This is a genomic window from Gaetbulibacter sp. PBL-D1, assembly GCF_050509525.1.
GTDB lineage: Bacteria > Bacteroidota > Bacteroidia > Flavobacteriales > Flavobacteriaceae > Gaetbulibacter_B > Gaetbulibacter_B jejuensis.
Map to the genome: position 1 here is coordinate 35,689 of NZ_JBNWKB010000020.1, position 21,839 is coordinate 57,527.

Genomic DNA, 21,839 nt, shown 5'->3' on the forward strand with positions numbered 1-21,839 from the left:
ACTTAACACATTTGATATTCTGGCAACGACATAAGTTGAATACATACATCTTGTTTTGAAGATTTGTTTAAATTATTAAGATAAGACAGCGTACCATTGTTTAAAGGTTGTTGAATAATATACTCTTTAAGGTCATTGACCTTTGTTTTACTGAAATTAGACTCAAAAACCGACCATTTAGCATCTGTTTGAAAAGGTAGGTTGTTTTTATTTCTTTTTAATAAACGCTGTTTATAAGCATCAACAAAATCACCATCTTCTTTACTAGATATAAACGCATTATTCAATAAAACCGAAGCTAATCTTAGCCTAATCATAATTGTGTTACTGTCTATCCAACTTCTTCCACCTTTCCAGCCAGCAACATTAGGAGGAGAAAGTAATACTTGACCCAAAACACGTTGAATTTTTAAAGAATCGCGCTCATTTTTCAGCTTAAATGGTACAGTATTATTTATCCCAACAATTAATTCAACTGGTGATTTTATTTTTGAACCAATATGTTCTTCAGCATAAAACCAATCACATGAAAAAACAAAACGCATTAACTTTTCAATGTTATAATTAGGATAAAATTGATTAACCATCTGTTCAATGTGAACTGAATTTACTCTATCATTCACAAAATACTTGTACACCTTTTCACATATAAACTTAGCGCATTGTTTTTGCTCTAAAATAATGTCAATTATATCATCACCATCATACTTTCCTGCCTTACCAAAAAAGTATTTAAACCCTGTGTCATGCTGTCTTTGTCTAAGATTGAAATCACCTTCAAAGTCATGATTATATCCTGTAAATGCTTTTGCACTCTGCTTAATATCTTGCTCAGTGTAATGACCTGCTCCTAAAGTAAAAAGTTCCATTAATTCTCTGGCAAAATTCTCGTTAGGGCTTTGTTTTCGGTTCTGTTTGGTATTGAGGTATTTTATCATTGCAGGCTCTTTGGATATGGCTTTTACAAAATCGCCAAAATGCCCTAAAGCATATTGTCTTAAAACATTGTTATATTGCTGAACAAATACTGCGTTATCTTCTTTTACAACAAAATGATTTGCCCAAAACAAAGTCATTTTTTCTCGTAGTAACTCATTAGCACTAGAAAATCGTTGCATCCAAGCGTCACTAAACTCAAGTATTTTTTCTCGACTTATTTTATTGAAGTCCATCCTAGCGGATTTACTCTTTTTAAGCCTATCACCAGAAAAACTTTCGAGCTCTATTAAATCAATTACTAAAGGAGTAGTTTTTGAAGATTGCCTAAAGAGCGCGTCAACTACCTGTGTTTTGGTTTTACCAATAAGTTGCTCTATTTGCTTTGGTGTAATACCAAAACCCGCTCTCCAGTATAAGTGTTGAATGTGCTTTTGATTCATATATATTTGACTTACAGAAACCTGAAACGTTTAAAACAATAACTCAAAAACAGTTCCAAAAATTTTAAAAACAACACTAAAAGTTTGTTAAAGCTTTCAATTTTTACTTAATAGATTAACAATATCACTGATTTTTAATCAATGAATTCTTTCAAACTAGTCTATGAAGGTAGATAACACATCTTTACTGCCTAATGCAAAAATTAAGCCTATTCCTATGCTATGATATTTGCCTTTTTCGAAGAATTGGTTCAGCTCAGTTGAAGTATTTATTTCCGTTTTGGTAGTTCTATAAGCATAGTCAATATAAATCATAAAGTGACTACTTAATTCATAATTGAAATAGACTCCAAAACTATTAAGGTTTCCTTTGTCTACTTGATACACATTACTTGTTTTGGAATAGTAATTTTTAAATCTTGAGTCTCCATAAAACGAAGCTAATGCTCCTAATCGCATTCTATCAGCTGGCAAAAACTCATACCCAATATATAGATAACTTTCATTTAATGTTGATTTTTTATAGTTGCCAACCAATTCAACATCTTTAACATCAAAATAACTTGCACCTGTGTAAAGACCTAAAAAAAATTGTTTATAAACATACATTTGAAATTTAAAATCAAAACCCGATTTACCTTGTAAACCATCTCCCATGAAATTATCTCCTGTTGTGTTTGGATTATGATAACCCATAGAAAAAAACCCAAAACGTTGTCTATTATTTTCATAAGAAATATTTGAACTCACGCTATCCTTTTCAGAACTTGACTGGGAAAAAGCATTGAACGCAAACAACACAAAAACAGCAACATAAAATGTCTTAATAGGAAAATATAAACTCATTATTACTATTGTTTTCAACTATGAATGTTTCAGTACTTTCAGGAGCTTCATTAACTGAATAAATAAATACAACTTCTGTACCAATGGGAGCATAAAAATCTCCCTCTATATCAGGTGTACTGTCATTTAAAATACCATCTAAAAGCTGTTGCGTATTACATTGAGAATCTTCAATATTTAATACTCCTTCATCATATACTTCTAAGCAAAACTCACCAGTAAATCTAAATGAATACTGAATGTTATTTCCCTCTTCGCTAATTCTATTGATAGTATAGTTTACAGCAGTCAACTCTAATAGAATTCTATTTCCTAAATCAAAAGTCAAATTTGTAGGTTCATAATTAATTGTACTGGTTTTATAAACATATTTAGAATAGTTTGGACCTGCATCTATTTCAACCGAAAAGTCTTCATCTTTATCAAAAAGAGAAACTACAGAAAATTCACCATTTGAATCTGAAAAACCGCTTCCAAGTAAAAACTCTTGTTCTCCACCTAAAAAAGAAGTAACACGGCTTGTGTAGACATTTATTTGTGCATTTTGTATTGCTAAATCATATTGATCTTTTACACTCCCTTTAACTAAAATTCTGGTATTATCTTCAAACCGTGTTTCACAAGCTATAAGTAAAGTGATTAACAGAAATAGCATTAAGCGTCTTAAAATTATCTTTAGCTGAGCCATAAAGTATTTATATACACAAAAGATGTATTTTGTAAGAAAAGGTTGCGTCAAAAAGTGTTAAAACTAAAAAAGCCACATCGTTTGATGTGGCTTTAATTTATTTAAAAAAACAGTTTATAAATCAAACTTAATACCTTGCGCTAATGGCAACTCAGTAGTATAATTTATGGTGTTTGTTTGGCGACGCATATACACTTTCCAAGCATCACTACCAGACTCGCGTCCTCCACCAGTTTCTTTTTCTCCTCCAAAGGCTCCACCAATTTCAGCTCCTGATGTTCCAATATTTACATTAGCAATTCCACAATCGCTTCCTGCATGAGATAAGAAACGCTCTGCCTCGCGTAAGTTATTAGTCATAATCGCTGAAGACAATCCTTGAGCTACACCATTTTGCATCTCAATAGCATTTTCTACATCACCAGAATATTTTAATAAATATAATACTGGAGCAAAAGTTTCATGCTGTACAATTTTCATGTCATTTCTAGCTTCAGCAATTGCTGGTTTTACATAGCAACCGCTTTCATAACCTTCTCCTGAAAGTACACCGCCTTCAACAACAATATTTCCTCCTTCTTCAACAACTTGTGTTAATGCATTTTGGTACATTTTTACTGCATCAGTATCAATTAATGGTCCAACATGATTGTTTTCATCTAATGGATTACCAATTCGTAATTGCTTATAGGCATCTACTACAGCGTCTTTTACTTTATCGTATATTGAATCGTGAATGATTAAACGTCTTGTAGAAGTACAACGTTGTCCTGCAGTTCCTACAGCTCCAAACACTGCTCCTATAACAGTCATTTTAATATCAGCATCTGGTGTAACAATTATTGCGTTGTTTCCTCCCAATTCTAATAAGCTTTTACCTAAACGTCCTGCAACTTCTTGAGCTACAATTTTACCCATTCTTGTTGATCCGGTAGCAGATACTAAAGGTACTCGTGTATCTTTAGTCATCATTTCACCTACTGTATAATCTCCATTGATTAAACAAGAAATCCCTTCTGGTAAATTATTAGCTTTAAAAACTTCAGCTGCAATGTTTTGACAAGCTACTCCACAAATTGGAGCTTTCTCACTAGGTTTCCAAACACAAACATCACCACAAATCCAAGCTAAAGCTGTGTTCCATGACCAAACAGCTACAGGGAAATTAAATGCAGAAATAATACCAACAACACCAAGCGGATGGTATTGCTCATACATTCTATGTCCTGGTCTTTCAGAGTGCATCGTTAAACCATGAAGCTGACGAGATAACCCTACAGCAAAATCACAGATATCAATCATCTCTTGAACTTCACCTAAACCTTCTTGGTAAGATTTACCCATTTCATAAGACACCAATTTACCAAGAGCTTCTTTCTTTTCTCTTAATTTATCACCAAACTGACGTACTATTTCTCCACGTTGTGGCGCAGGCATTACTCTCCAAGTTTTAAAAGCTGAAGTAGCTGCTTGCATCACTTTTTCATAATCGTCTTTTGTTGTCGCCTTTACTTTGGCTATCAATTTTCCATCAACAGGAGAAAAACTTTCAATAACATCTCCATTAGAGAAGTTATTTACACCTGTAGATGTACCTTCATTTATATCTTTAACTCCTAATTGTTGTAACGCTTCTTTTATTCCGAAATCGGTAGCGATTGCATCCATATTTGTCGTTTTTTTATGAATTATTAAATTTTTATGCGAAGATACTAATAAATTGTCGTTTTAACTTGAGAGTTCATTTTTAAAAAACGTAACTTTAAAACTTTAAGTTTAATTAAAATTTTAAGACTTATTTAACAGAAACCCAAAGACTAAAACTTAAAAATTGAGCGTAATTATTTTATAAGGAATTACCTACACTTCTTTTTATTAAGTTCAATTTTTTAAAACCATCAATCTATGCCATTAAGAAAATTTTTGGCTATCGTAGCTGTGCTTACGCTAGTCGCATCCTGCAAAAAGAAAGAAGTAGAAACCGACAACCTTTTTAAATTTAGAGATTATATAAGTTACACCTCTTCAGGATTAGTTTCGGTAGTTGATCCTATTCAAATTAATTTGGCAAACGATGTTGAGGGTTGGGAAATGGGACAAGAAATTACCGATAAAATCGTGTCTATTTCACCACATTCCGAAGGAAAACTAACAGTAGCCAACAAGCACACATTAATTTTTACTCCAGATGAACCTCTAGAACCTACAACAGAATACACAGTTACAGTAAAGCTGAACAAGATTTACGATAACATTCCGAAAGGGTTTGAAGATTACACCTTTCAGTTTAAAACCATCACGCCAAATTTCAGTATCGTTACCAACAACCTACAATCTTACAGCAAAAACTGGCAGTATTTAGAGTCTATTTTACGTTCGGCAGATGTGATTAATTTAAAAGACGCAAAAAAATTGGTTGAAGCCACTCAAGCCGGAAAAAATCTGTCCATTGTTTTTAATGAAAACAACACGCGTTCAAAAGTTTTTGAATTTAGAATTGATAGCATCAACCGAAAAATTGAGGACAGCGAAATTCTCGTAAAATGGAGCGGAAAGGCTATAAAAGCAGATAATTCAGGCGAAAACAAAGTGCTTATTCCAGGTATTAACAACTTCACCATTATTGATGTAGATGTTATTCAATCGCCTGAACAATACCTTTCTATAAACTTTTCCGACCCATTAAAGAAGCAGCAAAATTTTGACGGATTGGTCACTATTCAAAATGTTAAAAACCCAAAATATGTTGTTGATGGCAATGTGCTAAAAGTGTATCCAGACAGCAAGTTGGTTGGCAATATTATGGTAGATGTGTTTCAAGGCATTTCCAACGATGAAGGCTTTAAACTCAAAAAACCGTTTTCCGAAAGTATTGCTTTTGAAGCTCTAAAACCGCAAGTTCGATTAATCAGCAATGGTACCATTTTACCAAATTCACAAGAATTGAAATTCAACTTTGAAGCGGTGAATTTAAGTGCCATTGATGTGCGTATCATCAAAATTTTTGAAGACAATATTTTGCAATTTCTTCAAGACAACAATCTCAACAGCAACAACGAATACAACATTAAAAAAGTTGGTCGTCGCATTGCCAAACAAACCATTCAACTGCAAACCGCTGCCGAAAACACCGGAAAATGGAAAGCCTATAGCATCGATTTATCCCATTATTTTAAGGCTGATGTTGGCGCAATGTATCGTGTGGAATTGAGTTTCAACAAAAATTATTCGTTGTACGATTGCTCTGTAAATACTTCAAATTCTGATACAGATGAATACGACGATTATTACTACGAAGAAGACTATTATTACGAAGGCGACTACAATGAGACTTTTACCGAAGATGAGGAATTAAAGGAAGAAGAATATTGGGACAACCTCACTTACAGATACCGAAACTACACCTACAATTGGCGCGAACGCGATAACCCTTGTCACGAAGCGTATTACAACGAAAATCGTATCGTATCTCAAAATCTGTTAGGTTCTAACTTGGGTGTGATTGCCAAAAAAAGCACGAACAATTCCTATTATTTTGCGGTAACTGATATTTTAACCACCAATCCGGAAGCCAATGCGTCGGTTAAAATTTACAACTTTCAGCAACAAGAAATCGCTTCTTTATTTACCGACAAAGACGGACTCGTAACTATTGATGCCGAAAAACACGCGTCATTTGCCATTGTCACCAAAGGCGCCAACAAAACTTATGTGAAATTAGCTGATGGCAATTCGTTGTCGTTAAGCAAATTTGATGTTTCTGGAAATAAATTGCAACGCGGACTTAAGGGCTATATTTATGGCGAACGTGGTGTGTGGCGACCTGGAGACACGCTGCATTTAACTTTTATGCTGAATGATGTTGCCAACAAACTCCCAAAAGGACATCCTGTAAAACTAGAAATCACAGACCCTAATGGCAAGTTGGTTTACAAAAATATAACTGCGGATAACCTCAACAATTTTTATACGTTTACTGTACCAACATCAACCGAAGACAAAACCGGAAATTACAACGCCAAAGTGTCGGTTGGTGGAGCGACCTTTCATAAAGGATTGAAAATTGAAACCGTAAAACCCAACCGATTAAAACTTAAAGTCGATTTTGAAAACGACATTTTAACAAGTAACGAACCATTAAACGGAACTTTGGACGTAAAATGGCTTCACGGAGCTGCTGGAAAAAACTTAAAAGCTGAAGTGAAGGCAAAATTCAGCACGTCGTATTCAGGGTTTAAAAATTATACCGATTACGTTTTTAACGATCCAACGCGCGAGTTCAACACCGAAGAAATCAACGTGTTTGAAGGCAATGTAAATGCCGAAGGTTTAGCAAGCATCAACAAAAAATTGGAAGTCGGCAAAAATGCTCCAGGAATGCTGAACGTACAGTTTTTGGTTCGCGCCTTTGAAAATGGTGGCGATTTCTCAATGGATGCTTTTACCAAACAATACGCACCTTACGAGTCGTTTGTTGGGTTGAAATCACCTAAAGGAAATGCTTACGGTTCGTTTTTTACAGATGAAAACCAAACCTTTGATGTGGTTGTGGTCGATAAAGATGGTAAACCTATTAAGCGTAACAATCTTGAAGTAAAAGTCTATAAAATTGAATGGCGTTGGTGGTGGAATTCCTCTTACGATAACCTATCGAGTTACGTATCAAGCACCTACCACAGACCGTATTTAGACACAAAAGTCAATACCAATGCCAACGGAAAAGGCTCATTCAGCATAAAAATTCCAGATAACGAACGTGGTCGTTATCTCATTAGAGTGGTTGACCCAAAAAGTGGTCACGCCACAGGACGAACCGCTTATTTCTATAAAAACTGGTGGCAAAAAGCACCTTCAAACGATAAAGAAGCGGCTAAAATGTTAGTGTTTTCAGCCGATAAAGAACAGTACAATGTTGGCGAAACGGCAAAAATCACTTTTAATTCTGGTAACGAAGGTCGTGCTTTGGTAAGTATAGAAAATGGTACTGAAGTTCTCGATTACAGATGGGTAAAAACCCAACAAGGTGAAACGGTTGTGGATGTTCCGATAACCAATATAATGGCGCCAAATGTGTTCGTCAACATTTCATTACTACAACCGCATGCTATTTCGGCAAACGATTTACCCATCCGTTTGTATGGCGTCATTCCAATTATGGTGGAAGACCCAAATACCAAGTTGGAACCTCAACTAAAAATGCCAGATGTGTTAAAACCAGAACAAGAATTTAAAGTTTCGGTTTCAGAAAAAAACAACAAATCCATGACTTACACTATTGCGATGGTGGAAGAAGGTTTGCTCGATTTAACGCGTTTTAAAACTCCAAATGCTTGGGACGAATTTTACAAACGTCAAGCTTTGGGCGTAAAAACTTGGGATATTTTCGACGATGTTATTGGCGCTTATTCTGGTAGTATCGACCAAGTATTTGCCATTGGTGGTGATGGCAGCGCATTGGCTGGAAAGAACAAAAAAGCCAACCGTTTTAAACCTGTGGTTACATATTTAGGCCCATTTACTTTAAAAGCTGGTGAAAACAACACGCACAGCATTAAACTGCCAAATTATATTGGTTCGGTTCGCACTATGGTCGTTGCTGGAGACAATACCAAAGAAGCTTACGGAAGCACCGAAAAAACCGTACAAGTAAAAAAACCGTTGATGGTGTTGGCTTCGCTTCCGCGGAAATTAAGCCCTGGCGAAAAAGTAACGCTTCCTGTGACTGTTTTTGCGATGGAAAACAAAGTAAAAAACGTCAATATTAGCTTGAAATTAAGCGATGGCATTTCCGTAGTTGGTGCGCAAACCCAAAACTTGAGTTTTGCTAAACCCGATGAGCAAATGGCGTATTTTGAATTGGATGTGAGTAAAGCAAAAGGTATCAATACCGTTGAAGTCATTGCCTCTGGAAATGGTGAAAAATCGACTTACAAAGTAGAATTGGATGTGGTGAATCCGAATCCAATTACTTCAAAAGCCATCGACAAAACTTTAGAAGCTAAAGCCACAGGTTCGTTGGATTTTTCAACCTTTGGCGTTGCAGGAACCAACAGCGCAACAGTAGAATTTTCAACCTTGCCTCCAATGGATTTCACGCGCAGATTACAGTATTTAATTCAATATCCACATGGTTGTTTGGAACAAACTACTTCGGCTGTATTTCCGCAGTTATTCTTGAGTGATATTTTCGATTTAACCTATGATAAAAAGCAAAACATTCAATCCAATATTGAAAATGGTATTAAAAAATTAGCTCATTTTCAGCAGCCAAATGGCGGAATGAGTTATTGGATGGGAGAAAATACCGCTAACGATTGGAGCACAAGTTATGCAGGACATTTTATGTTGGAAGCTGAAAAGAAAGGTTTTGTGTTGCCGTTAACCTTCAAAAGCAATTGGTTAAGCTATCAAAAACAAGCTGCTCGCGATTGGAGACCGAGTTACAGAACTTACAATTCCGATTTAGCGCAAGCCTACCGATTATACACTTTGGCGTTGGCTGGCGAACCCGATTTAGCTAGCATGAACCGTTTGCGTGAGTTTACCGAAATTTCAAACGAAGCCAAATGGCGCTTGGCAGCAGCATACGCATTGGCAGGACAAAAAGAAGCGAGTGAAAGCATTTCACAACGTGCCAATATTGATTTTCAACCGCCTAGATACAACTACTATACTTACGGTTCGATAGATAGGAATAGAGCCATGGCATTGGAAACTATGGTCTTGACCAAAAACCCAAAACAGCGCGAATTGGCACAATACATTGCCAAAGAACTGTCTGGAAATCGTTGGATGAGCACCCAAACCACAGCCTACAGTTTATTGGCTATGGCAAAAATGGTAGAAGCCAATGGAGGAAAAGCCTTGAACATAAGCTATACCAACAATGGCAAAACCGAAACCATAAACACCAAAAGTGCCATTGCGCAGCGAGAACTCAACATTATTGATGGTGCTAATTCACTTTCATTCACCAATAACATTGACAATGTGGTGTATGTACGTGTATTGAATTCAGGGAAATTGCCTTTGGGTGAAGAAATTGCAGAACAACGTGGATTAAGCGTTTCGGTGCAATACAAAGATTTAAAAGGCAACAAAATGGATGTTTCTAAACTGCAACAAGGTCAGGATTTTGTGGCAACTGTTAGCGTTAGTAATCTTAAAAATGAAAACGTGAACGATGTAGCGTTGACGCAAATTTTCCCTTCTGGTTGGGAAATTGTGAACACACGTTTCACCGATTTTGGCAACACGACAACAAGTCAAGCACGTTATACTGACATAAGAGACGACCGTGTGAATTTCTATTTCGATTTAAGTAAAAAAGGAAAACATGACACCAAAACCTTTAACGTGATGTTGAACGCTTCCTATTTAGGAACCTATTATTTACCGGGAATTCAAGCCGAAGCGATGTATGATAATGAGTATTTAGTGAGAACTAAAGGACAATGGATAACTGTTGAGAAGTAATTGTCATTCCGTACTTGATACGGAATCCAAATGAAATAGATTCTGCGTCGTAGCGCAGAATGACAAAATTGAATTCATAATATGAGAAAGGTAATTTTTTATTTAATTTTTGCATTTACAACCTCTCTTTTAATAGGTTGTAAAACTGATAATGTTGATGGGATCATAATAGGTGACACTTTATTTGTTCATCAAAGCTTTAGCAGAAACAAAAAAATGAAAAAGTTGATTCAACAATCCTTGAACAAGGATGCTAATGCTTTAGTTAGTTTGAAAAATTTTCCTAATGGAGGTGCTGCTAGTAGTTATGATTTAGGCTATGTAATAACACAAATTATTTACAGACTAGGTGAGGAGGAATTTATAAATTTAGTTAAAAGATTTCCTGAAAACGAACAAGATTTCGAAGGGTTAATCGATGTAGGATTAGAATATGGTGACAATGATTATAATGGCAAAATGGATAATAAACGTTTTAAAGATGAATTCCCGAAGTTGTATAATTTTATAAATCATTAATCTCGTTTTGAAAGCAAACGAAATATTAAATCATACCAAACACAGGCCTTTTGAAGTTCCTTCAGGCTCTTGGAAATTTTACCAAGAATGGAACAAAGCTATTTTTTTGCATTGGGAAGTTACTCCAGAGCAAATAATTCCTTTTCTGCCTAAAGGCGTATTGGTAGATACAATTAACGGAAAAACTTGGGTGAGTTTAGTGGCTTTTAATATGAATAATATTGGTGTAAGAAGTTTGCCTAAAGTCCCACACATATCAGATTTTCATGAAATAAACATACGCGTTTATATTACTTGCAATGGCAAACCTAGTGTTTATTTTTTAAGTATGGAAGGCGGTAAACGTTCATCGTGCAAGGTCTTAAAAGCAATGTCTAAATTCCCGTATTATTATTCTAAAATGAATCGAACGGACTTTAGTTTTACTTCCAAAAACAAGAATTACAACAATTCATTTTACACTGAATATAGTTTTGACAACAAACAGATTATCAAAGATGAAACCGATATTTGGCTAACCGAACGCTATGCAGTTTTTCAGGATTATAAAAACCATATTATTGAGTATGATGTGCATCACGTAGAGTGGCCAATGGAATCTATTTCAATAAAAAAGTTAGAACTAGATTACCCTAAATTCAATCGCTTAATCAATAACAAACCTGATAGAATTCACTACTCTAAAGGAGTTCAAGTTTTAACTTGGGACAAAAGAAAGCTTACGCTATGAAGAAAGATTTTAAACCCTATTATGCAGTCATTTTCACTTCAACTCAAAAAGAAGACATAGAAGGTTATGCTGAAATGGCAAACCAAATGGAAGCACTTGCCAAAACTCAAAACGGCTTTTTAGGTATGGATAGCGCAAGAAACGACACTTCGACTGCGCTCAGTGCAGGCGTTGGAATTACAGTGAGCTATTGGGAAAGTCTGGAAGCTATAAAAAACTGGAAACAGCACACCGAGCATTTAGTAGCGCAACAAAAAGGCAGACAAGATTGGTACAGTTGGTACAATGTGAAAATTTGTAAGGTAGAGCGTGAGTATAAGTTTAATAGCTAATGAAACTCCTTCCCTTTTTTAAGGGAAGGTGGGTTTGATTTCAAGAAAGAAATCAAAGTCGGAAGGGTTTAAGGAAAGTACACTATGAAAAACAAAATACACAACCATAAACATTTAGAAGAACGTCGAAAAGAACTTCGAAAAAATCTAACACCTGCTGAAGCCACACTATGGAAGTCACTTCAACGCAAACAGTTAAAAGGCAGAAAATTCAGAAGGCAACACAGCATCACCAATTTCATTGTGGATTTTTATTGTGCTTCGGAAAAGCTAATCATTGAACTGGATGGTGCATATCATTTAGATTTTGCACAACAAAATTATGATTATGAGCGCACACAAATTTTAGAAAATTTAGGATTCAAGGTAATCCGTTTTGAAAATAAATTAGTGTTTGAAAATTTAACCGAAGTTTTGAAGGAGATAAGTAATCATTTCAGAGAGTAAGAACCACCTCGCTTTCAATTTCTTTATTGAAATTGAAACCACTCCTCCTTACAAAGGAGGAGAGTAAAACAGAGAATATCACGAACTAACGAACAAAGAAAGAAACAAGCCAGCAAACAAACCAAACTCCTTCCCTTTAAAGGGAAGGTGGCTTTAAACCCAAATAAGGGTTTAAAGTCGGAAGGGTTAAGGGTAAAATGAACAGAATAACAACCTACATAAAAAACAACAAAATAAAGTCAGTAGTACTTTTTGTATTGCTGATTGCCTACTATTTCTGTTTGCCAAAACAACTTTTCAAAGACCCAACCGCAACGGTTATCACCAGTAAAAACGACGAATTATTAGGCGCTAAAATTGCAAAAGATGGCCAATGGCGATTTCCGCATAACGATAGTATTCCCGAAAAATTCAAAACTTGCATTATTCAGTTTGAGGACGAATATTTCTACAAACATCCTGGTTTTAATCCGGTTTCCATTTTTAAAGCTTTACGCGAAAATCTAAAATCAGATGGTATAAAACGTGGCGGAAGCACCATTACCCAACAAGTGATTCGTTTATCCAGAAAAGGTAAAAACAGAACCTATTTTGAAAAAGCCATTGAAATTATTCTAGCAACACGCTTGGAGTTGCGAACTTCAAAAGATAAAATTCTCTCTTACTACAGCAGCAATGCGCCTTTTGGAGGCAATGTCGTTGGTTTAGATGCTGCTTCGTGGCGCTATTTCAACAGAAATGCAAACGAACTTTCTTGGGCTGAAAGTGCCACTTTAGCGGTTTTGCCTAATGCTCCAAGTTTAATTTACCCTGGGAAAAATCAGGAACGTTTACTTAAAAAACGCAACCGACTTTTAGCAAAACTACTTCAAAACCAAATTATTGATTCGTTAACCTATAATTTATCAGTTGCAGAAAGTTTACCACAAAAACCGTATCCGTTGCCTCAAATTGCACCTCATTTGTTGCAAAAAGTGGCTCAAGATTATTCTGGTAAACATATAAAAACAACCATCAACACACCATTGCAGCAACAGGTTAATCGTATTGTAAAAAGACATTACAATCAATTAAGTCAGAATGAAATTTACAATGCCGCAGTTTTGGTTTTAGATGTAAGAACCAGACAAGTTTTTGCTTACGTTGGAAACACGCCTACCGATAAATCCCATCAAAAAGATGTAGACATTATTGATAAACCAAGAAGTACAGGCAGTATTTTAAAACCGTTTTTATATGCTGCAATGCTCGATGCTGGCGATATTTTACCCAACACTTTAGTTGCCGATGTGCCGACGCAATTTGGGAGTTACAATCCCGAAAACTATAACAAAACATACGATGGCGCCATACCAGCAAGTAGAGCTTTGTCACGTTCACTGAATGTGCCTTCGGTGAGGATGCTTCAAGAGTTTGGGTTGGATCGGTTTCATCATTACTTAAAAACACTTCAGCTAAAAGATTTAAAATACAATGCTAATCATTACGGGTTATCGCTTATTCTTGGTGGAGCCGAAAGTAACCTTTGGGACTTGTGCAAAAGCTACGCTGCATTGTCTTCAACCTTAAATCATTTTTCTGAAGCGTCAAGTGAATATTATTCCAACGAGTTTTGCGAACCAACATTTTTAGCTTCGGAAACGGTTGACTTCGGAAAAAAAACCAGTGAAAAAACTTTGTTTGATGCAGGCTCCATTTACCTCACTTACGAAAGTTTAAAAGAAGTAAACCGACCAGAAGGTGATGAAAACTGGGAGTTTTTTCATGGTTCTAAACAAATTGCTTGGAAAACAGGCACCAGTTTTGGCTTTCGTGACGCTTGGGCTATTGGCACTACAACAGATTACGTGGTTGGTGTTTGGGTTGGAAATGCCGATGGAGAAGGCAGACCAGGTTTGGTTGGAGTACAAGCTGCAGCTCCTATTTTATTTGATGTGTTTGATGTGTTACCCAACAGCCCATGGTTTGCAAAACCTTTTGATGAAATGCAAGAGGTTACTATCTGTAAAAAAAGTGGTCATAGAGCATCGCCAAATTGTGATGATACCGAAAATAAATTCATTCAAATTAGCGGATTGAAAACTAAACCTTGTCCGTATCATGTGTTGGTACATTTGGATAAGACTGAAACATTTCAAGTGAATTCTTCTTGCGAAAGCACAAGCAATATCACGCATAAATCGTGGTTTGTGCTGCCGCCTTTAATGGGGTATTATTACAAAACCAAAAATCCGTTTTACAAGCCTTTGCCCAAATTTAGAAGTGATTGTTTGGGTGAAAACAGCATTTCAATGGCATTTATCTATCCAAAGGAAAACAACAGTATTTTTCTGCCAAAAGATTTTGATGGTTCAACTAACGATTTAGTGCTCCAAATCTCACATTCAAAACCTGAAACTACTGTGTTTTGGTATGTTGATGATATTTATATGGGAAGCACGAAAGACATACACGAACTCGCCATAATCCCCAAACAAGGTAAGCACTTAATTACTGTGGTAGATGAATTTGGTAATGAAGGCAAACGACGTTTTACAATTTCAGAATAAGCTTATGCTTATTGATGCCATAAAATCACTATTTTTGTTTTACAAACATTTTATATACTAACTATGTACGATACTATTAAATTTTTACATTCCTATTGGGCTTACTTGGTGCTTTTGGTTTTAATCATTGCTACTGTTAATGCTCTTGTTAAGTTTTTTGGCAACAAAGAATTTCAAGCCTTTGATTTTAGAGTTTCATTATTCACTCTTATTACTTCTCATATACAGCTCTTATTAGGGTTAATATTCTTTTTTGTATCTGATTATATGGCTTTAATTAGTGATATGGGAATGGGTAGTATTATGGGAAATGATGATTTGCGCTCTAAAATTATTGAGCATCCTTTTGCAATGATTATTGCCGTTGTACTTATTACAATTGGCTATTCTAAACACAAAAAGAAATTAACTTCTAAACCTAAGTTTAAACTTTTAGCCATATTTTATACTATTGCGTTAGCATTTGTATTGTATATGATACCATGGAAAACTTGGTTGGGTATAGCATAAATAAAAAAAAGCGCAAATAAATATTTGCGCTTTTTTTATTTGAAGATGACTCTTCTTATTCTTTTACTTCTTTAATGACATAAACGTATACTGGAAAGTGGTCACTAAAGCCATCGGTAAATCCACCATCGGCAAAACTTCTTAATGGATATCCTTTATAACGTCCATATTTATTAGTTAAGTAGTTTTTGTTAAAAATACCTGCTTTGTACATTCTAAATGAATCGTAATCTTTTTCAATTAAAGGTTTAGTAACCAAAATTTGGTCAAATAAACTCCATGCATCTCTATATGCTGTTGTTCCTAAGCCATCTTTCTTAAAAAAATCTTCATAAGGGTTATAAATTCCTTTAAGTTTTACTTTGTCTTTATTGTTTTCAGCCTTAAGAACCTTTTTTACACTTTCATTGGTAGGATCATCATTTAAATCGCCCATGATGAATATTTTAGCATAAGGATCGATAGACTGAAGCGAATCTACAATACGCTTACTAAGTTTAGCTGCTGCAACACGCTTTGGTCTACTACGTGCTTCACCACCACTACGAGAAGGCCAGTGATTAACCACAACATGCACTAACTCACCATCTAATTCTCCACTCACTAAAAGTTGATCTCTAGTATACACACGTTTTCTACTAATATCGTCATAGAGTTTCAACTCGTGAGAACTTGTGCTTATTGGTCTGAATAACTTTTTTTGATACAATAAAGCAACGTCAATTCCTCTAGCATCTGGTGAATGGTAATGAATAATACCATAGTCTTTATCTAATAATTGAGGATCGTTAACAACATCTTCAAGTACATCTCTGTTTTCAATTTCAGAAACACCAATAATAGCTGGAGCGTTTCCTGTAACATCTGCACCAATTTCAGAAATTACTCTCGCCATATTTTTAACCTTTTTCTCATAAACCTCTTGTCTGTTAGCGCTCATTTCCATAATTGGACTCGCCTCGTCAAACTTTAATGGGTCATTAATGGTGTCGAATAAATTTTCTAAATTGTAAAAAGCAACTGTGTGAATTTTAAATTTCTTTTTCTCTTGCGCATTAGCGGTAAAAAAAGATGCTACAAGTAGTAATGCAGCACAAATTTTCAAGTATTTCATTTATAGCTATGTTATGTTATCATTAATATGAGTACAAAACTCAGGCCAAAAGTATATATTTATTATAAATAATGTAAATTTGCACGCCTTAAATAATAATTATTTAATGTAGACAAGACAATTAACTTAAAATTTAGTATGAAAAAAAGTTTATTAATTTTTCTATTTGGAATTTTTTCATCTCTTACAATGTATGCTCAAAGCACAATTGTAAAAGGTAGTGTTAAAGATGCAGTAACATCTGAACCAATTCCTGGTGTAACGATTACAATAGAAGAAACACAACAAACAACTACTACAGATGCTCTTGGTGAGTTTACATTTTCTTCAAACTTGCCACTAGGTGAGCAAGTTTTAAGAATTTCAAAAAATGGATATACTACTAAAAGATATCCTATTGTAGTAAATGAAGGAAGAACAGTAAATATTACAGACATGACATTAGATATTGATGTCTCTGACTCTGTTGATTTATTTACTATCACTCTTTCTGACGATGAGTTAAACGATGATACCAGTGCTGCCGACAACATTTCTGGTCTTTTACAATCATCGCAAGACATCTTTCAGCGCACTGCTGCCTTTGAATTTAGTTCTTCTTTCTTTAGAGTAAGAGGTTTAGATTCTGAAAACGGTTCCATATTACTTAATGGAATTGAAATGAACAAAGTTTTTGACGGAAGACCACAATGGAGTAATTGGGGTGGACTTAATGACGTGTTACGTAACCAAGAATTAACTACTGGTTTAACACCTTCTGCTTACAACTTTGGAGGTGTTTTAGGAACTACAAATATTAATTTAAGAGCTTCTAGCTACAGAAAAGGTGCTCGTGTTACATATTCATCTTCAAATAGAAGTTATACTAACCGTTTAATGGCTAGTTATGCTTCTGGTTTAGTAAAAGGAGGTTGGGCTTACACTTTTATGGTAGGAAGACGTTGGGGAAATGAAGGTTTCCAAGATGCAACACTATATGATGCTAATTCATTTTTTGCTTCTATAGAGAAAAAAATAAATGACAAGCACAGCATAAACTTTACTTCTATTTATGCGCCTAACAGAAGAGGAAAATCTTCTCCTAACACACAAGAAATTTATGACTTAAAAGGAATTAAGTATAATGAATATTGGGGTTATTTAGATGGTGAAAAGCGTAACTCTCGTGTAAAAGAAGTTGAAGAACCAATTTTAATGTTAAACCACTATTGGGATATTAGCAGCAAAACATCTTTAAACACTAACGTTGCTTACCAATTTGGTAAATTAGGAAATAGTAGATTAGATTTCTCAGGTGGAGCTAACCCAAGTCCTGCTTATTACCAAAAACTACCAAGTTACTTTTTAGCAGATAATGATGGTCCTGATTATGCAGGTGCTTATACAGCTGAACAAGAATTTATTAACGATGGTCAGTTAGACTGGAACAGAATTATAGACGCCAACCTTACCAATAATATTAATGGTGATAATGCTGCTTATGTTTTATATGAAGACAGAAGTGACGATAAGCAAATTACAGCTAATACTATTTTAAGCTCTGAGCTTTCTCAAAATATATTATTAAATGCTTCTGTTAATTACAGAAAATTAAAATCAGAAAATTTTGGTGAAATCATTGATGTTTTAGGCTCAACAGTTGGAGCTTTAAACGTAGATGCTTTTGATGGTTATCAATTTGATGCTCAAAACCCTGACCGTAGTGTAGGTGAAGGAGACAAGTTTAGATATAACTATAACTTACATGCCGATATCGTTTCAGGTTATGCTCAAGCGCAATTTAAATACAACAAAGTTGATTTTTATGTTGCTGGTAGCTTAACAAGCACACAATATCAAAGAGAAGGTCTTTGGGAACACAGTAGATTTGCTGGAGACGGTTCATACGGTAAAGGTGAAAAACTATCATTTACTGGTTTTGGTGCTAAAGGTGGATTTACCTATAAAATTACAGGTAAACATTTATTTGATGTTAACGCTGGTTACATTACAAGAGCACCTTCTTTAAGAAACACGTACTCTAACTCAAGAGAAAACCACAATATCGTAAGAGGTATTGAAGAAGAAAAAGTAACCTCAGTAGATGCAAGTTATATTTTTAGATCTCCAATTGTAAAAGCTAGACTTACAGGTTTCTATTCAAAAATAGAAGATGCTAACGAGGTCTCTTTTTACTACGCAGACGGTTTAAGTGGTTTTGAAATTGAAGACAATGAAACCTCAGCATTTGTTCAAGAAGTATTACAAGGTATAGATAAAAGACACATAGGAGCAGAATTTGGTATTGAAGCACAAGTAACACCAACCATTAAATTAAAAGGAGCAGCTTCAATAGGACAATACACTTACGATAACAACCCTAATTTATACCTAACATCTGCAAGCTTTACATCGCAAGACGGTTCAATCTCTTACGGAGAAGCTAACTTAAAAGATTATAAAATTGCTGGAGGACCACAACGTGCTGCTTCAATTGGTTTTGAATATCGTGATCCAGACTACTGGTGGTTTGGTGCAACAGCAAACTTTTTCTCAAACGCATACTTAGATATTAATCCATTAACAAGAACCGAAAACTTCTATTTAGACGCTGATGGATTACCATTTAATGACTATGATGAAGCTATTGCTACTGAGTTATTAAAACAAGAAGAATTTGACGATTATATGGTAGTTAACCTTATAGGAGGAAAATCTTGGAAAATTGACGATTACTACATTGGTTTCTTTGCAAGTGTAGGTAACTTATTTGACAAAGAGTACAAAACAGGTGGTTTTGAACAAGGTAGAAACGCTAATTATAGAGAGCTTAGAGACGACAGCGCTAACCCAAAAAGAGTATTTGGACCAAAATATTGGTACGGTCGTGGCACAAACTACTTTGTAAATGTGTATTTTAGATTCTAGAAAAAGAAAAATTAAATAAAATTAATTAACAAATTATGAAAACAAACAAATTATTAACATTCGCATTTAGCTTAATGGTATTATTTACTATTACTTCATGTGTAGAAGATGACGACTTTACTATTCCTAGTAATTTAGGAACTGAAGAAAACTTAGGTCTTCAACGTATTTTAGATTCTGTAGCTATGTCAGACAACTGGTCAATGATGAGTATTGCAGATGTAAAAAACTTATATAATGGAGCACCTACTGCAATAGAATCTAACATTGTTGTAAAAGGTTATGTATCTTCTTCAGATTTAACAGGAAATTTCTATAAAGAGTTTTACATGCAAGATGCACCTGAAAACCCTACAGCAGCAATAGGTATACTTTTAAATCAAGTTGATTCATACAATCAATTTAATAAGGGTAGAGAAGTTTATGTTTCTTTAAATGGATTATACATTGGAGAAAACTCTAACGAACTTTTAAGTATTGGATTAGAAGATGGCGATGAAGTAACTGAAATAACAGCTGCTATGGTGCCTGACTATGTTTTTAGATCTGATGTTACTGAAACCATTGTTCCTTTAGTTGTAGATCCTTCAGACATTAACTCTTCACACTTAGGAATGTTTGTGTCTTTAGAAAACATGCAGTTTTTAAGTGATTTAGAAGGTAGACCATTTGTTGATCCTTATGATGATTTTGATACACAAAGAGCAATGTCTAGTTGTGAATCAGGTTATGAATTTGATGTATTTACTAGCTCATTTGCAAGTTTTTCTGACTTACCTGTTCCAACTGAATTCAGAGGAACTATATCAGGAGTTGTTTACCAAACTTACGGAGGAGATGAAATAGTATTAAGCCTTAATGATACTAGTGATATTGACTTTAACGATCAACGATGCGATCCTGTTTTTGAAGAAGGATTTGGTTCGGCAATCGATAATACCGAACTTAATATTGATGGTTGGATTAACTATGCTGAAGCTGGTAGTGTAGTTTGGACTGAGCAAGTATATTCTGGAAACGGTTATGCTGAGCTTAATCCTTATAACTCTGGAGACTCTTCTAATATTGCTTGGTTAATCACTCCAGGAATTGATATGGATGCTCAAACAGGTGAAACATTTACTTTTGCAACTGAGCATGCTTATCCTGATGCAGGTCATGACCCTTTAGAAGTATTAATCTCAACTGATTTTGATGGTACTGAAGATGGAGTAACAACTGCAACTTGGACAACTTTAACAGTAAACAAAAGTTATATTGTAGATTTTGATACATGGTTTACTTGGGTAAGCTCTGGTTCTGTAGACCTTTCTTCTTATACAGGAACTGCTTATATAGCGTTTAGATATACAGGAAGTGATACATCAAACCAAAATATGACATTACATGTTGATAATGTAAAAATATCTGTAGATTAATTAAGCTAGATAACTTATTAAAAACCTGCTAAAATTATTTAGCAGGTTTTTTTATATTTAATAAATGACAACCTTTGATACTTTATTCTTTTCCTTTTTTAATCAAATTAAAAAAAGGTATAAACAGCGTTCAAACACAATTAGTGTTGCCTACATTTCTTTAGTACAATGTTCATTAGTATTGCTTTTAGGTATTTTCTTTTCTGAATTCTTAGCCCAAATGAAAGTAAATACTATCTCATCCTCTAAAGCGTGGACACTTTTTATCTTAGTTTCAATAGCACTTTATTTTAGAAATTGGATGTACTATAGTGGCAAAAAACGAAAAATTCTTAATACTAAAACAAAGAGTAACAATCCTCAATATAGTATTGTCTCATTAATACTTTTACCAATTGTAACCATAGCTATTGCCATACTATTTCTGGTAAAAATCTCATAAAAAAAGCTCTATCTTTTACGATAGAGCTTTTTTTATTTTTTACTTAAAGCAATATTACATAGGTCCACCACTAACGATGATGAAGTCTGACCTTCTGTTCATCTGGTGTTGTTCCTCTGTACATCCTGATCCACAGTCTTCCTTAGGCTCACTCTCTCCTTTGCCTGATCCTGTTATTCTTGATCTGTCTATCCCTTTAGAGACTACATAAGATACTGTTGTCTTTGCTCTCCTGTCCGATAAGGCCATGTTGTATGATGCTGACCCTCTACTGTCTGTATGTGACGATACTGAGATAACCATCTCTGGATACTTTTGCATCACCTGTACCAGCTTATCCAACTCAAATGCTGCCTGTGAGGTAATGTTAGACTTGTCAAAATCAAAATAAATTGGGTCTAAGTTTACTCTGTCCACTGCCACTATCTCTTCTATTGGATCTAGTGCTATAGCTACTGCTACTTCTTCTTCCTCTGAGCCTT

16 protein-coding genes are annotated in these 21,839 nt (G+C 34.9%); 10 read left to right on the top strand and 6 right to left on the bottom strand.

What is annotated here, in order from left to right:
* Nucleotides 1–2 precede the first annotated feature (2 nt).
* The 4 genes from ACQ0RB_RS14405 to amaB form a co-directional block, all read right to left on the bottom strand.
* Nucleotides 3–1,379: a DUF1800 domain-containing protein gene (locus tag ACQ0RB_RS14405; RefSeq protein ID WP_430499295.1), complete on the bottom strand. Its 1,377-nt coding sequence runs from the start codon at nt 1,377–1,379 to the stop codon at nt 3–5.
* Between the two features lie 156 nt (nt 1,380–1,535).
* Nucleotides 1,536–2,225, bottom strand: coding sequence for a hypothetical protein (locus tag ACQ0RB_RS14410; protein WP_430499297.1), 690 nt, complete (start codon nt 2,223–2,225; stop codon nt 1,536–1,538).
* Entirely contained in the window at nt 2,203–2,913 is a 711-nt protein-coding gene (locus ACQ0RB_RS14415) for a hypothetical protein (protein WP_430499298.1), read from the bottom strand. The genes ACQ0RB_RS14410 and ACQ0RB_RS14415 overlap by 23 nt, the downstream gene beginning before the upstream one ends.
* A 114-nt stretch (nt 2,914–3,027) precedes the next feature.
* The gene (gene amaB, locus ACQ0RB_RS14420) at nt 3,028–4,581 is read right to left on the bottom strand and encodes an L-piperidine-6-carboxylate dehydrogenase (RefSeq protein WP_430499300.1); all 1,554 of its coding nucleotides are present in this window, start codon (nt 4,579–4,581) and stop codon (nt 3,028–3,030) included.
* Between the two features lie 237 nt (nt 4,582–4,818).
* Between amaB and ACQ0RB_RS14425 the strand changes: the two genes are divergently transcribed.
* The 7 genes from ACQ0RB_RS14425 (at nt 4,819) to ACQ0RB_RS14455 (ending at nt 15,476) form a co-directional block, all read left to right on the top strand.
* Entirely contained in the window at nt 4,819–10,389 is a 5,571-nt protein-coding gene (locus ACQ0RB_RS14425) for an alpha-2-macroglobulin family protein (RefSeq protein WP_430499301.1), read from the top strand.
* A gap of 81 nt (nt 10,390–10,470) precedes the next feature.
* Nucleotides 10,471–10,908, top strand: coding sequence for a hypothetical protein (locus ACQ0RB_RS14430; protein ID WP_430499303.1), 438 nt, complete (start codon nt 10,471–10,473; stop codon nt 10,906–10,908).
* 7 nt (nt 10,909–10,915) lie between these two features.
* Nucleotides 10,916–11,638, top strand: a complete 723-nt coding sequence (locus ACQ0RB_RS14435; RefSeq protein WP_430499304.1) for a YqjF family protein — start codon at nt 10,916–10,918, stop codon at nt 11,636–11,638.
* A complete protein-coding gene (locus ACQ0RB_RS14440; RefSeq protein WP_430499305.1) occupies nt 11,635–11,970 on the top strand; it encodes an antibiotic biosynthesis monooxygenase family protein in 336 nt (111 codons plus the stop codon). The genes ACQ0RB_RS14435 and ACQ0RB_RS14440 overlap by 4 nt, the downstream gene beginning before the upstream one ends.
* Nucleotides 11,971–12,054: 84 nt before the next feature.
* Nucleotides 12,055–12,417, top strand: coding sequence for an endonuclease domain-containing protein (locus tag ACQ0RB_RS14445; RefSeq protein WP_430499306.1), 363 nt, complete (start codon nt 12,055–12,057; stop codon nt 12,415–12,417).
* Between the two features lie 197 nt (nt 12,418–12,614).
* Nucleotides 12,615–14,966: a penicillin-binding protein 1C gene (pbpC, locus tag ACQ0RB_RS14450; RefSeq protein WP_430499307.1), complete on the top strand. Its 2,352-nt coding sequence runs from the start codon at nt 12,615–12,617 to the stop codon at nt 14,964–14,966.
* Nucleotides 14,967–15,029: 63 nt separating this feature from the next.
* Nucleotides 15,030–15,476, top strand: coding sequence for a hypothetical protein (locus ACQ0RB_RS14455; RefSeq protein WP_430499308.1), 447 nt, complete (start codon nt 15,030–15,032; stop codon nt 15,474–15,476).
* 55 nt (nt 15,477–15,531) lie between these two features.
* Here the strand turns inward: ACQ0RB_RS14455 and ACQ0RB_RS14460 are convergent, their stop codons facing one another.
* Nucleotides 15,532–16,590 (bottom strand): endonuclease/exonuclease/phosphatase family protein, encoded by a 1,059-nt coding sequence (locus tag ACQ0RB_RS14460; protein WP_134200503.1) that lies wholly within the window; start codon nt 16,588–16,590, stop codon nt 15,532–15,534.
* 138 nt (nt 16,591–16,728) lie between these two features.
* Between ACQ0RB_RS14460 and ACQ0RB_RS14465 the strand changes: the two genes are divergently transcribed.
* The 3 genes from ACQ0RB_RS14465 (at nt 16,729) to ACQ0RB_RS14475 (ending at nt 21,357) form a co-directional block, all read left to right on the top strand.
* A complete protein-coding gene (locus tag ACQ0RB_RS14465; RefSeq protein WP_430499309.1) occupies nt 16,729–19,497 on the top strand; it encodes a carboxypeptidase regulatory-like domain-containing protein in 2,769 nt (922 codons plus the stop codon).
* Between the two features lie 35 nt (nt 19,498–19,532).
* The gene (locus tag ACQ0RB_RS14470) at nt 19,533–20,915 is read left to right on the top strand and encodes a DUF5689 domain-containing protein (RefSeq protein ID WP_430499311.1); all 1,383 of its coding nucleotides are present in this window, start codon (nt 19,533–19,535) and stop codon (nt 20,913–20,915) included.
* Between the two features lie 64 nt (nt 20,916–20,979).
* Nucleotides 20,980–21,357, top strand: coding sequence for a hypothetical protein (locus ACQ0RB_RS14475; protein ID WP_430499313.1), 378 nt, complete (start codon nt 20,980–20,982; stop codon nt 21,355–21,357).
* Nucleotides 21,358–21,411: 54 nt separating this feature from the next.
* Here ACQ0RB_RS14475 and ACQ0RB_RS14480 read toward each other — a convergent pair.
* Nucleotides 21,412–21,839: OmpA family protein (locus tag ACQ0RB_RS14480; RefSeq protein WP_430499315.1), on the bottom strand; the 428-nt coding region annotated here is incomplete at its 5' end.

What these genes read in the sequence shown, in the direction of transcription:
- ACQ0RB_RS14405 (WP_430499295.1), bottom strand. Translation starts at nt 1,379, where the DNA reads ATGAATCAAAAGCACATTCAACACTTATACTGGAGAGCGGGTTTTGGT.
- ACQ0RB_RS14410 (WP_430499297.1), bottom strand. Translation starts at nt 2,225, where the DNA reads ATGAGTTTATATTTTCCTATTAAGACATTTTATGTTGCTGTTTTTGTG.
- ACQ0RB_RS14415 (WP_430499298.1), bottom strand. Translation starts at nt 2,913, where the DNA reads ATGGCTCAGCTAAAGATAATTTTAAGACGCTTAATGCTATTTCTGTTA.
- amaB (WP_430499300.1), bottom strand. Translation starts at nt 4,581, where the DNA reads ATGGATGCAATCGCTACCGATTTCGGAATAAAAGAAGCGTTACAACAA.
- ACQ0RB_RS14425 (WP_430499301.1), top strand. Translation starts at nt 4,819, where the DNA reads ATGCCATTAAGAAAATTTTTGGCTATCGTAGCTGTGCTTACGCTAGTC.
- ACQ0RB_RS14430 (WP_430499303.1), top strand. Translation starts at nt 10,471, where the DNA reads ATGAGAAAGGTAATTTTTTATTTAATTTTTGCATTTACAACCTCTCTT.
- ACQ0RB_RS14440 (WP_430499305.1), top strand. Translation starts at nt 11,635, where the DNA reads ATGAAGAAAGATTTTAAACCCTATTATGCAGTCATTTTCACTTCAACT.
- ACQ0RB_RS14445 (WP_430499306.1), top strand. Translation starts at nt 12,055, where the DNA reads ATGAAAAACAAAATACACAACCATAAACATTTAGAAGAACGTCGAAAA.
- pbpC (WP_430499307.1), top strand. Translation starts at nt 12,615, where the DNA reads ATGAACAGAATAACAACCTACATAAAAAACAACAAAATAAAGTCAGTA.
- ACQ0RB_RS14455 (WP_430499308.1), top strand. Translation starts at nt 15,030, where the DNA reads ATGTACGATACTATTAAATTTTTACATTCCTATTGGGCTTACTTGGTG.
- ACQ0RB_RS14460 (WP_134200503.1), bottom strand. Translation starts at nt 16,590, where the DNA reads ATGAAATACTTGAAAATTTGTGCTGCATTACTACTTGTAGCATCTTTT.
- ACQ0RB_RS14465 (WP_430499309.1), top strand. Translation starts at nt 16,729, where the DNA reads ATGAAAAAAAGTTTATTAATTTTTCTATTTGGAATTTTTTCATCTCTT.
- ACQ0RB_RS14470 (WP_430499311.1), top strand. Translation starts at nt 19,533, where the DNA reads ATGAAAACAAACAAATTATTAACATTCGCATTTAGCTTAATGGTATTA.
- ACQ0RB_RS14475 (WP_430499313.1), top strand. Translation starts at nt 20,980, where the DNA reads ATGACAACCTTTGATACTTTATTCTTTTCCTTTTTTAATCAAATTAAA.